The 12391-nt window shown below is 64.3% G+C and carries 9 protein-coding genes and 1 tRNA gene; 3 read left to right on the top strand and 7 right to left on the bottom strand.

The window, feature by feature from the left end:
- Nucleotides 1-99: 99 nt before the first annotated feature.
- From GRI47_RS07650 to infA, 5 genes are all read right to left on the bottom strand, one after another.
- Nucleotides 100-175, bottom strand: a tRNA-Phe gene (locus tag GRI47_RS07650).
- Between the two features lie 90 nt (nt 176-265).
- Entirely contained in the window at nt 266-454 is a 189-nt protein-coding gene (locus tag GRI47_RS07645; protein ID WP_160660684.1) for a DNA gyrase inhibitor YacG, read from the bottom strand.
- Complete coding sequence (locus GRI47_RS07640) at nt 447-1424, bottom strand: Rne/Rng family ribonuclease (protein ID WP_160660683.1); 978 nt, start codon at nt 1422-1424, stop codon at nt 447-449. The genes GRI47_RS07645 and GRI47_RS07640 overlap by 8 nt, the downstream gene beginning before the upstream one ends.
- Nucleotides 1417-1992 (bottom strand): Maf family protein, encoded by a 576-nt coding sequence (locus GRI47_RS07635; protein ID WP_160661367.1) that lies wholly within the window; start codon nt 1990-1992, stop codon nt 1417-1419. Before GRI47_RS07635 ends, GRI47_RS07640 begins: the two co-directional genes overlap by 8 nt.
- Nucleotides 1993-2014: 22 nt before the next feature.
- Nucleotides 2015-2260: a translation initiation factor IF-1 gene (gene infA, locus GRI47_RS07630; protein WP_007163491.1), complete on the bottom strand. Its 246-nt coding sequence runs from the start codon at nt 2258-2260 to the stop codon at nt 2015-2017.
- A gap of 249 nt (nt 2261-2509) precedes the next feature.
- Between infA and GRI47_RS07625 the strand changes: the two genes are divergently transcribed.
- Complete coding sequence (locus GRI47_RS07625) at nt 2510-5320, top strand: TonB-dependent receptor plug domain-containing protein (protein WP_160660682.1); 2811 nt, start codon at nt 2510-2512, stop codon at nt 5318-5320.
- 6 nt (nt 5321-5326) lie between these two features.
- Here GRI47_RS07625 and GRI47_RS07620 read toward each other — a convergent pair whose 3' ends face one another.
- Together GRI47_RS07620 and GRI47_RS07615 are read right to left on the bottom strand one after the other, a co-directional pair.
- On the bottom strand, nt 5327-6541 hold the full coding sequence (locus GRI47_RS07620) for a BaiN/RdsA family NAD(P)/FAD-dependent oxidoreductase (RefSeq protein ID WP_160660681.1): 1215 nt from the start codon (nt 6539-6541) through the stop codon (nt 5327-5329).
- Nucleotides 6541-7836 carry an APC family permease gene (locus GRI47_RS07615; protein ID WP_160660680.1) on the bottom strand — a complete coding sequence of 432 codons (1296 nt, stop codon included), beginning with the start codon at nt 7834-7836 and terminating at the stop codon, nt 6541-6543. The genes GRI47_RS07620 and GRI47_RS07615 overlap by 1 nt, the downstream gene beginning before the upstream one ends.
- Before the next feature lie 75 nt (nt 7837-7911).
- Here GRI47_RS07615 and uvrC point away from each other — a divergent pair, with 75 nt between their 5' ends.
- Nucleotides 7912-9870 carry an excinuclease ABC subunit UvrC gene (uvrC, locus tag GRI47_RS07610; RefSeq protein WP_160660679.1) on the top strand — a complete coding sequence of 653 codons (1959 nt, stop codon included), beginning with the start codon at nt 7912-7914 and terminating at the stop codon, nt 9868-9870.
- A 163-nt stretch (nt 9871-10033) separates the two neighbouring features.
- Complete coding sequence (locus GRI47_RS07605) at nt 10034-12289, top strand: EAL domain-containing protein (RefSeq protein ID WP_160660678.1); 2256 nt, start codon at nt 10034-10036, stop codon at nt 12287-12289.
- Nucleotides 12290-12391 lie beyond the last annotated feature (102 nt).

Below are 12391 nucleotides of genomic sequence, written 5' to 3'. Positions count from 1 at the left end.
CAAGCAGCGCGCAGCGCGGTAGCGCAGAAAAACCCCGCTCAAGCAGCGCGGAGCGCGGTAGCGCAGATAAAATCCTGCGGTGTCGCTAAATGTAAGCAATGGTGCCTCGGGGCGGATTCGAACCACCGACACCACGATTTTCAATCGTGTGCTCTACCAACTGAGCTACCGAGGCTAACACTCTTGCGGCGGCCCTCGATGAGGAACCGGCGAGCGGTTGGAGCGCCGCCCTATGGCGAAGCCATGAAAGCTTGGCAAGGGGTTTTCAGTCCTCTTTCCCTGCTATCACCTCGGCGGCGATTTCCTCGGGCAGGGCGGGGCGGCCGGGGACCGCATAGCCATCCCCGAACCATTGCGAGAGATCGCGGTCGCGGCAGCGGGTCGAACAGAAAGGCGCATTGTCGGGCGTCCTCGGCTTGCGACAGATTGGGCAGGGCTTGGCAGCGTTAGTCATGCGGCACGATCTGGGCGGCGGCGGCTTCCAGCGCAAGTCCGGGATCGAGGGCGATCCGCGTCGGGCGCCCTGTCCGCCGCTCCAGGTCCGCCAACCATTCCGGGCGCAACCTGGCTTTCAGAGCCGGATGGACCGTGAGCAGAGTGACGCCCGGACCTTCGACCCTTTCCGCGCGCCGCAGCGCCAGCCGAGCGGCGGCCCCGGTGCGATCGCGCTGGATCCGCTGGAGCAAGGACAGGCGGGCGAAGCGGGCAACCAATTGGACGAAGCCGAAACCGTTCATCGCGGTGCGCTCATGCGGCAAATCCGTCAGCGTCTCGCCGAGCGCCATGTCCACCGCCTTGCGGTCGCTCTTCGTGGTGAGAGTCGGAAAGTCGATCCCGATCGATCCGCTTATGTCCAGACGTCGCAAGGCACTGGCGATCGCGGGAACAGCCGCTAGCGCCAGCGCGCGCGGATCGTCCGGCCCGTCCACATCGATCAGCGTCATCGCGCTGGTGTCGAAGAAAGCAAGCTCGCCGCCGTCGAAAGCGGTCGAACCCTGCCACGCTTCGAGCCAGAGTTCGTCCCAGTCGCCGCTGGCGAAGCGCCGCACCGATCTCGTCGTGAACCCTTCGTCGCGCAATTGCTCGACCAGTCCGGGGGCGGGGCGGGGCGGTGCGTCGCTAGTCCGGGCATGGGCCAGCTTCGTGCGATCGCGCTCGCGGATCGCCTCGCGGGTGATCTCGACGCGGAGCGGCGCGCCTTCGACCGCGTAGCGCGGGAGGCGATCGACGAGGGCTTCTTCCCCGCTCGCGAACCGCACCGTGCCGCGTGCGCTGCCTTTCTGGCGCGAGGCGAGCACGGCGTCTTCCACCTGCCCGGCGGCGAGCAGTCCGGGCCAGTAAAGGCGCGTGGCCAGTATCTCGCCATCGTCGAGAAGGATCGCGCGTTCCTCGCCGATCCCTTCCTCGACCAGCCACTCAGCCAAGCGGGAAGCCCGCCGATTTCAGAAGAATGCGCGTTTCATACAGCGGCAGGCCCACGACGCCCGAATGGCTGCCCTGCATCCACGAGACGAGCCCTTCCGCCGCGCCCTGAATGGCATAGCCACCGGCTTTGCCGTCCCATTCCCCGCTCACGATATAGGCGTCGATCTCCTCGGCGGAGAGGCGCTTGAACTTGACCGCCGTCTCGCTCAATTTCTCGCGCAGCGTCCCGTCCGGCGCGCGCAGGGCGATGGCGGATAGGACGGTATGGCGGCGGCCCGACAGCAGTTCGAGACAGCGGCGGGCGGTTGCCTCGTCCTCGGCCTTGGGGAGGATGCGGCGCCCTGCGGCGACCACCGTGTCACCTGCAAGGACATGGGCCGCGTCGCTCGCCGCGGCCAGCGCCTTCTCGCGCGCCATGCGGCGGGCATAGTCGCGCGGCAATTCCGCCTTGAATGGCGTCTCGTCGATGTCGGCAGGAGCGACCGCGTCCGGTGTCACGCCCAGCCGCGCGAGCAATTCGCGGCGGCGCGGGCTGGCGGAAGCGAGGATCAGGCGCGGCGCGGTCATCGCGCGGGATGTCACGATAAGATTATTGCGGCCCCGGACCGCCACGGCCCGGCATGAAGCGATAGGTGATGCGCGCCTTGGTCAGGTCGTAAGGCGTCAATTCGCACAGCACCTCGTCACCCACCAGCACGCGGATCCGGTTCTTGCGCATCTTGCCGGCGGTGTGGCCGAGCACTTCGTGACCGTTTTCGAGCTCTACCCGGAACATCGCGTTCGGGAGCAACTCTACAACCCGGCCGCGCATTTCGAGGAGTTCTTCTTTGGCCATGTGTATCCTTGTCTCGGGAAATATCTCGGATCTGTCCGAGGAATCGGGTGCCGGGCGCTTATGCCCGTCAGGGCGCGCGCTGTAGCCGCGCGCAGCGAAAAAGGGAAGAGGGTCGGCGCAGGTCCGACCAACGCCCGATATGGTTCGACGGGCGTAGAGATCAAGGCGTTTTCGTTATGGCCCGTTCACTCGCCATGCTGCACATGCTCACGAGCCGGGGGCGGACAGACGTTTATCAAGGTTCAGACATTGCAATCCAGCACTTACGCCTCGACTCTAGCATTGGCAGCCGCCTTCATGGCGGCGATGGGGCCGCAGCCCCTGCTGGCGCAGGATGCCGCTCCGCCCGAGAACGAAGAAGCGGATCGGGCGGAAGGGCAGATCGATATCGATCCCGAGAACCTGATCGTCGTCACCGCCCCGCGCCTGCGCGGTCAGCTCGATGTCGAACAGCCTCCGATCGCGGAATTCAACGCAGAGGATATCGCGGCCTTCGGCGCGGGCTCCATCGCCGACGTGCTCGAAGCGATCGCACCCGCCACGCAGAGCGGAGCGCGCGGCGGGCGGGGCGGTGGCCGTCCGGTGTTCCTCGTCAACGGCATCCGCGTATCGAGCCCACGCGAATTTTCGAACTATCCCCCCGAAGCGATCGAGAAGGTCGAGGTCTTCCCCGAAGAGGTCGCCCAGCGCTTCGGCTATTCGGCGGACCAGCGCGTCGTCAACATCATCCTCAAGAACAACTTCCAGGCCGTCACCGCCGAGGTCGAATACGAGCAGCCCGACCGGGGCGGGTTCTCGCGCAACGAGCAGGAGGCGACCTATCTGCGGATCGGCGAGAAGGGGCGGCTGAACTTTAATGTGGAGATCGAGGATACCAGCCTGCTGACCGAAGGCGAGCGCGGCCTGACGATCGCGGGGAGCGAGGACGAGGCCTTCTTCCGCAGCCTGATCGCCGACAGCATGAGCGCCGAGGCGACCGCCAATTACGTCCGCGCCTTCATGGACAGCGGCGCATCCCTGAGCCTCAACGGGGCCTATAATCACAGCGAGAGCCTGAGCCTGTCCGGCCTCGTTCCGGGCACGATCGACCCGATCGAGCGGCGCAGCAACACCGATACGGGCTCGTTCGGCACCACGTTGAGCGGCGTGCTCGGCGACTGGCGATCGACCTTCACGGCCGACGCGGTGGTGGCTGACACCCAGACCGAGATCGACCGGCGCGACGGGACCGGGTTCGACGTGGCGAACAGCCGCACCTGGTCCTTCGTCAACAAGGCGACCTTCATCGGCAATCCGCTCGAACTGCCTGCGGGCGAGGTGACGACGACGCTCGACCTCGGCTTCGACTGGAAGCGGATCGAGAGCAGCGACACGCGCGCCGACAGCGACCTCGGACTGACGCGCAGGCGCCTCAATGGCGGCGTCAACCTCTCGGTCCCGATCGCCGAGCGCGGCGGGTTTCTGGGCGCGATCGGCGGCCTCAGCGCGAACCTCACCGCCGGGATCGAGGACCTGTCCGATTTCGGTGCGCTGACCAATTGGAGCGCGGGGCTGACCTGGGCCCCGTTCGACAATCTCACGCTGAGTGCCACGCGCATCAATCGCGAGGTCGCCCCGACCCTGACCGAACTCGGCAGCCCACGCATCGACGAATTCAACGTGCCGGTCTTCGATTATGCGCGTGGAAACACCGAATTCGTGACTTTGATCACCGGCGGCAATCCAAATCTGCGCGCGGAAACGCAGGCGGACTGGAAGTTCAGCGCCAATTACGAGCTGCCCTTCTGGGAGAACACCCGCGTCAGCGTGGATTACGGCATCAACCGATCGGACGACGTGACCGCGACGCCGGGCTTCGGCGCCGCGTTCGAACAGGCCTTTCCCGACCGGGTCCAACGCGATGCCGCCGGAACGCTGCTGGCGATCGACAGAAGGCCGCTGACCCTGTTCGAGACGCGCAGCCGGGTCCTCTCTTTCGGGATCAACACGCGCGGCGAGATCGGCAAGGCGCCCGAACCGCGTGAAGAGCGCGGCGGTCCGCCCGCTGCCGCTGGCGCTGCTTCCGGTCAGGGCGGGGGACAGGCCAGAGGACAGAGTGGCGGCCAAAATGGCGTTCAGGGCGGCGCCGTCATGATGATGGACCCGGCGCGGATGGAAGCGATCCGCGCGGCGTTCTGCAATGCGCCCGAAGGCGAGATGCCGGACCTGTCGCAAATCCCCGAACAGTTCCGCGACCGCCTGATGGATGCGGACGGCAATCCCGATCCCGAAAAGATCGCCCAGGCGCGCGCGCGCTTCTGCGGGGAGCAGGCGAGCCAGGACAGCGAGCGCTTCGCCGCCATGCGCACCGCTATCTGCGCCGATCCGCCTAATCTCGACGGCCTGCCCGAAGCGATGCTCGCACGCCTCGAGAACGAGGCGGGCGAGATCGATCCCGAAAAGCTGGCGGCTGTGCGGGCGCGCATGTGTTCGGCCGATGGGGCACTAGGTGCGGGGCAGAATGCGGGTGAGGCGTCAAGTCAGCCCGCAGCTCGCAGAGGCGGCGGCAGGCGCGGGATGTTCGGCGGCAATCCCGAAGACACCCGCGCGCGCTATTTCCTCAGCCTCAATCATAATATCACGCTCGAAAACGAAGTGCTGCTGTCGCAGAACGGTCCGCTCTTCGACCAGCTCGACGGGGATGTCCTGTCGGGCGGCGCTATCCCGCAGCACACCGCGCGGCTCGAAGGTGGTATCTTCAAGCAAGGCTATGGGATGCGCCTGTCGGGCAATTACATCGGCGAAGCGCGCCTCAACGGGTCGGGCCTGCCGGGATCGAGCGACCTCTTCTACGGCGACCTCGCGACCGTCGACATCCGCCTCTTCGCCGATCTCGGCCAGGTGCTGAAGAAGGACGATGGCTGGTTTGACGGTCTGCGCGTCTCGTTCCGCGTCGACAACGTCTTCGATTCGCGCCGCAGGGTCGAGGACGAGGACGGCGTGGTGCCCGACGCATTCCAGCCGTTCCGCATCGATCCGACCGGCCGTTATATCGGGGTGGACCTGCGCAAGGCGTTCTAAGCAATTCTAGAGCGCGTCGCCCGCTGCGACGCCGCTCGCCCAGGCCCATTGGAAATTGTATCCGCCGAGCCAGCCGGTCACGTCCACCGCCTCGCCGATGGCGTAGAGGCCCGAAACGCGGCGCGCTTCCATCGTCTTCGAGGAAAGCTCGGTCGTGGCGATGCCGCCGACCGTGACTTCCGCCTTGGCGTAGCCTTCGCTGCCATTGGGCGTGAACTGCCAAGCCGCGAGCCTTTTTTCGGCTTCGGCCAGCGCCTTGTCGGGCGCATTGCCCAGTTCGCTCATCAGGCCGATCCGATCGGCGAGGATATCGGCGAGGCGCTGGGGCAGGCGTTCGCGCAGGATGGCCCGCAGGGTCAGGCGTGGGGTGGTGCGCTTGAGCCCGGTCAACCAGCCGGGCGCTTCCTCGGGCAGGAAATTGACCGTCACCGTCTCGCCCGGCCGCCAGTAGGAACTGGCTTGCAGGATCGCGGGGCCGGACAGGCCGCGATGCGTGAACAGCGCCGCTTCGGGAAAGCTGGCTTGCTTTCCCTTGGGCCCGGCCATGGCAACCACCGGAGCGGAGACGCCCGAAATCTCGCGGAACAGCACCTCTTCGCCGCCCAGCGTCAGCGGGACGAGGGCGGGGCGCGGCTCCACGATCTTGAGCCCGAACTGCCGCGCCAGATCATAGGCGAAGCCACTCGCCCCCATCTTGGGGATCGAGGGGCCGCCCGTCGCGATGACCAGGGCCGGGGCGGCATGGTGCCCGGATTGCGTCGTCACCGCGAAGCCCAGCTCCGAGCCATGCTCAACGGAGTCGATCTCCTCGCCGCAGCGGATCGCGACCTCCCCCCCGAAATCCCGCGCCCGCGCGCATTCCTCCAGCAGCATATCGACGATCTGCTGCGCCGACCCGTCGCAGAACAGCTGGCCCAATGTCTTTTCGTGCCACGCGATCCCATGGCGTTCGACCATGCCGAGGAAATCGCGCGCCGTGTATCGCGCCAGCGCGGATTTGGCGAAATGCGGGTTGGACGAAAGATAATTGGCGGGACCGGCGCCGAGATTGGTGAAATTGCAGCGTCCGCCGCCGGAGATGAGGATCTTCTTGCCGACGCGGTCCGCCCGCTCGAGAACGAGCACGCGGCGGCCCCGCTGTCCGGCGCGCGCGGCCGCCATCAATCCGGCAGCGCCCGCGCCGAGGATTATCGCATCGTATCGCTGCGCCTGACCATCCATCACCCGACCGGAAGCGTCGTCTGGGCGTCCTGTCGTCCGGCGACGAAATAGAACACCGTTCCCAGCACCAGCAGGCCAAAGAAGACCAGCACCGCCTGGCTATCGACTTGAAGCGCGACGAACAGGCTGACCAGGATCGCCAGTAAAGCGCAGGCGGCATGGAGCGGATTCACGCGCCCTTCGCGGTGTTCGATCATCGGCAACGCCGCCGCGCAGATCGTGTAGGTCACCAGCCGGATCAGCGTGCCTGCCACTGCGAGAACCGCGAACCCTTCCCACATCCCGAACGCGATCGACGCGCCGCCGGTGAACAGGATGGCGTTGGCGGGCGTCCCGTACCGCTTCGACACGCCCATGAACCAGCGCGGCAGCATCCCCCGCTGGGCCATGCCGTAGAGAATGCGGGGCTGGGTGGTGGCGCTGTTGAAATTGTTCGCTCCGATGCTGAACGCGGCGGCGATGACAATGGCGAGCGATCCGATCTGTCCCATCGTGTCGAGCGCGGCAGCGGCCAGTGCGTTCTCCTCGTTCGCGACGGTCGGCCCGATGGCGAGATAGGCCCAGATCACCGCCATGTAGAGCGCGGTGACACCCGCCACCATGGTGACGATCGCGCGTGGAATGTCGCGGCGCGGCTCGCGCATCTCGCCCGCCGGTTCCACCACCGCCTCGAAGCCCATGAAGGCATAGAATGTCAGCAAGACCACGGTCTCGACCGCGCTGAATTCGGGCAAGGCAAAGCCGATCGCCGGATTGCCCGCGAACAGCGCGGAGACTACGAGCGCAAACAGCGGAACGACCTTGATGACGGTCATCACGCCCAGCGCGCCGACCGCGCGGCTCATGCCGACGAGATTGACCAGCGTGATGATGGCGAGGATCGTCGCGATGGCGCCCATCTCGATCACCGGATCGGCCATCGCAGGCCACAGCGCCGCCATATAGGCGACCATGACGCTGGTATTGGCCGCCGCCGTCACGATCGCGCTGGCATAGCGCGCCCAGCCGGACTGGAAACCGACGAAGCGCCCGAACGCGGCCTCGCCATACAGCACAGGACCGCCGCTGTTTTCGAACTTGCCCGCCAGCCAGGCATAGCACAGCGCGAGCGGCATGAAGGCGATCCCGCCGAGCAACATCAGCCACGGCGCGAAACTGCCGACACCGGCGGCGAGCACCGCTGGCAAGGCGAATATCCCCGCCCCGATCATGCCGTTGATCGGAAACAGAGCCGTGCCCCAGAAGCCGATCGTGCGCGGCGGTGCGGGGTCCTTCGAGGTCGAGAGCAGGTCCATCACCGCCGGATGGCGCGAAACGCGGCCCCGCACAAGCGTTTGAGAAAAGCGAGCGGGCGCACTATCTCCCGCCCCATGTCGCGAACGAAGGCCGGTTCCCCCCACGATCCCCGAGGCAGCGAGCGTTTCAACGAGGAACGCGCGACCTATACCGTCGCCAGCGCGCAGCCCGATCTGGAGACCGGCGTGGGCGTGATCCGCGATACGGTACGCACCCTGAAGCCGCGCCCCGGCGTCTACCGGATGCTCGATACGCGCGGTGACGTCCTCTATGTCGGCAAGGCGCGCAGCCTCAAGGCGCGGGTCGCGAATTACGCGCAGGTGAAGGGTCTTTCCAACCGGCTCAAGCGCATGGTCAGCCAGTGCCGCGCGATGGAGATCGTGGTCACCAATTCGGAGGCCGAGGCGCTGCTGCTCGAAGCGCAGCTTATCAAGCGCTATCGCCCGCCCTTCAACGTGCTGCTGCGCGACGACAAGAGCTTTCCCTTCATCCTGCTGCGCGCCGACCATGCCTTTCCGCGCATCCAGAAGCACCGTGGGGCGCGGCGGGCCAAGGGCGAATATTACGGGCCCTTCGCCAGCGCCGGATCGGTCAACAAGACGTTGAACGCGTTGCAGAAACTGTTCCTGCTGCGCAGTTGCACCGACAGTTTCTTCGCCAATCGCGACCGACCCTGCCTGCTCTACCAGATCAAGCGCTGTTCGGCCCCTTGCGTCGGCAGGATCGACGCGGATGGGTATGCGAGCCTGGTGCGCGAGGCGAAGGATTTTCTCGGCGGGAAGTCCGGCGCGGTGCAGGCGAGCATGGAAAAGCAGATGGCAAAGGCCGCCGAAAATCTCGATTTCGAGACCGCGACCATCCTGCGCGATAGGCTGCGGGCGGCGACTTTCATCCAAGGCTCGCAGGCGATCAACGCCAGCGGCCTCGGCGATGCGGACGTGTTCGCGCTGGCGTCCAAGGGCGGGCAGATGGGTGTCCAGGCCTTCTTCATCCGGGGCGGCCAGAATTGGGGCCACCGCGCGATCTTTCCCAAGAACACCGGCGATGTCGAAGAGGCCGAAGTGATGGCCGATGTGCTCTTGCAATTCTACGAGGAGGTGCCGCCGCCGCGCACCATCCTCGTCGACCGGGAGCTGCCGGAGCAGGAATTGATCGCCGAAGCTCTGGCCGAAAAGGCGGGCCATGTGGTCGCGATCTCGATCCCCCAGCGCGGCGACCGGCGCAAGCTGATGCAGCAGGCGACCCGCAATGCCGTCGAATCGCTCGAACGGCGGCTGGCGGAAAGCGGGACCAAGGCCAAAATCCTCCTCGAATTGGCGGAGTTCCTCGAGCTCGACGAGGTGCCCCAACGGATCGAAGTCTACGACAACAGTCACATCCAGGGATCGAAGGCTGTCGGCGCGATGGTGGTCGCTTCACCCGAGGGCTTCGAGAAGGGGCAGTATCGCAAGTTCAACATCAAGAGCGCGCAGGGGAACGACGATTTCGGGATGATGCGTGAAGTGATGGGGCGCCGCTTCCGCAATCTGTCCGAACATCCCGAGGGCGAGGAGGGGAAGAAGAGCAGTCACGAGACGATCTGGCCCGATCTCGTGCTGATCGATGGCGGCAAGGGCCAGATGTCGAGCGTGCGCGATACGCTGGAGGAGATGGGGATCGAGCGCGTTCCGCTGATCGCCATCGCCAAGGGCCCCCATCACGGGCGCGAGGGGCGCGAGGTTTTCCATTTTCCCGATGGGCGCGAAAAAACCTTGCCGGTGAATTCGCCCTTGCTTTTCTATCTCCAGACCCTGCGTGACGAGGTGCACCGCTACGCCATCGGCGCCCACCGTGCCAAGCGTAGCCGGGCGATCACGGCCAGCCCGCTGGACGAAATTCCTGGCATCGGTCCGGCCAGGAAACGCGCGCTTTTGCTGCATTTCGGCACTGCGGGGAAGGTTCGTGCGGCAGCTCTGGAAGACCTGCAACGCGCCCCCGGAATCAGTGAAGGGGTGGCTCGCCAGATTTACGATTTCTACCACGCCGGGGGATAGCAGACCCCTCGCGGCGACAGGCTGTCGCAAGGATACATCCATTCCGGTTTAAACGGGTTATTTACGACGTTCGGTTATCGGCAGGGGCACAGGACTGTGCCTTTTGAAAACCCGAGCCCACCCTCTCTTCGCCTCCGAAAGGCTCAGGCACGCCGCGATCGCGATGGTTGTGGTGCTGGTTTTGGCGAGCATGCGCTTCCTGTCGCCGGTCGACTTTACGATTTGGGCTTTTCAAACCAGGCTGTTCGAACGGGCGAGCGTCGTTGACGTCGCTTATGTTGATCTCAGTCCGCAGGGAGATACGCAGGCCGAAGCCGCAGCCTCGCTGAACCGACAGGTCCTCGCCAGCATCCGTGCATTCAAGCGAGCGGATGCGGAATTGATCGCCATCAACGTTCCCCTTCGCCGGAGTGATTCACCATCCCTCGATCGGGACCTGCGCGCCGAGTTGATTGGCAATCGCGACCGCGTCTTGCTCACGCAGGGTAACCATCGCCCGGAGGATCAGGACGCTGACGGGAAGCGGAGTGATCCGTATTTCGAAGCGGGAATGCAGGTGGTGGACAACCATCTCCCAAAGGATTTTCTCGATCTTGTCTGGTCGGTTGAGCCCTTCTCGAAGGAAGACGGAGAACGCGTCCCGTCCTTGTGGACGCGACTGACCCGAGTGGGTGGACCGTTGGGTACGGAGATCGGCCCGGATTATTCCATCCTTATCGAAAGCGTTCCGCGCTTCGATGCTGCGCAATTGATGTCACAAGGCGCAGCGGAGGCGAGATTGCCCGGCGGCGGCAAAGTCGTGATCGGATCGCCTTATGAAACGCGCATCTCGAACCAAGGTATCCTACCTTCGGGTCTAATCCATATTCTTGCAGCCACGACCTACGACCAGGGACGCGGCCTGATCGTTTACTGGAATGTGCTGCTTATCGGGATTTTCGCGGCGTTGCTCGCCTGTGTCGTCAGCCGACTTTCCTCGAGTAGCCGCAGACAGGCCTATGGAATCCTTGTCACGGCGATCGTAATTGGTATTTTTCTCGCGGGCGCGTTCGGCGTCCGCGCCGAATTTTCCTATTCAATCGCTCTGCTGGCGATCTATGGCGGTTTCCGGGCTTTGGCTCGCTATAAACGCCGCCATCTCCTCCTCGAACCGCGCAGCAGATTGCCCAATTTCGTCGCCCTGCACCGGGATCTGGGAGGCGACGAAATCGCGCCAAACCTCGCCATCGTCGTGGCGAAGGTGGCACGTCTCGATTCCGTTTTCACCACTCTTAGTCCAAGTGAACAGGAACGGTATCTGCGCCAAATTGCTGACCGGCTCGCGATCGGTCAGAACGGCAGCACGATCTATTACGATGGCGGGAAATATTTCGCGTTCGCCTTGAAGACCGCCCAGTTCGAAGACCTCGAAGCGCATCTGCGCGGTCTGCGCGCGATCGCGACGCAGTCGGTCGAAGTCGGCGCGCGCCTGTTCGACGTCTCGATGACCCTCGGCGTCGATCAGGACGCCTACCGGACCGTTTCCAACCGTTTGAGTTCCGCGATCGCCGCTGCGGATCGGGCGCGCGAGGCGTATCGCCCGGTCTTCATGATTACCGATTTCCAGTCGGATAAAGAGGACTGGGATTATTCCCTCCAGACTCGTCTCGAACATGCGCTCTCGCACGACCGCATCGACATCGCATTGCAACCGCAATTCGATCTCGCGAGTGGCGACATCGTCGGCGCCGAAGCATTGGCGCGCTGGTTCGACGAAGAGCAGGGGCAGATTCCCCCCGAACGCTTCATCGGGCAGTGCGAGCGCGTCGGTCGCCTGGACGAACTCACAGAGCGCGTTCTTTCCAAGACGCTCGATTCGATCGAAGCCATGTCGGCGAATGAATGGGCGCCTGATGTCTCGCTCAACATTTCCGCGATCCAGTTTGCCGACGAGGGCATCGCGGATCTGATCGAGCGGCAGATCGTCGGACGTGCGATCGATCCGAAGGGTGTTACGATCGAACTGACCGAGACGGCGAGGATTGAGAATTTCGTCCTTGCCCGGCGCACCATCGAGCGGATCAAGCAGCTTGGCATGAAGTTTTCGATCGATGATTTCGGCATCCAAACCGCCAATCTCGAGACGATTTACGAATTGCCTTTTGATGAGATTAAGATCGATCGGCTGTTCATAGGGAACCTGCGCCAGTCTACCAAAGCGCGCGCCATTACGAGCAGCCTGATCGGTCTGGCTCGCGACTCGGGGATGGTTTGCGTGGCGGAAGGAATCGAGGACAATGCCACCCTGGAGCTGCTGAAGGAATTGGGCTGCGAGCGCGCACAGGGCTATTTTCTCTCGCGTCCTATACCCCCCAAAGACCTGATTAATTTGCTTAAATCACGAACCGACGGGCTCGATGGGCGCCGCTATCATGGTTAACGATTGACAAACAAACATGGTTAACGCACTCTTCTGTGGTTAACGCAGAAGGGGACTTACCATGTTCGATTTTTGGGGATGGCTGTTCGGCAAGGGTAGATA

Origin of the sequence: Qipengyuania pelagi (assembly GCF_009827295.1) — a bacterium.
GTDB lineage: Bacteria > Pseudomonadota > Alphaproteobacteria > Sphingomonadales > Sphingomonadaceae > Qipengyuania > Qipengyuania pelagi.
This window is presented reverse-complemented; position numbering and strand designations above follow the sequence as displayed.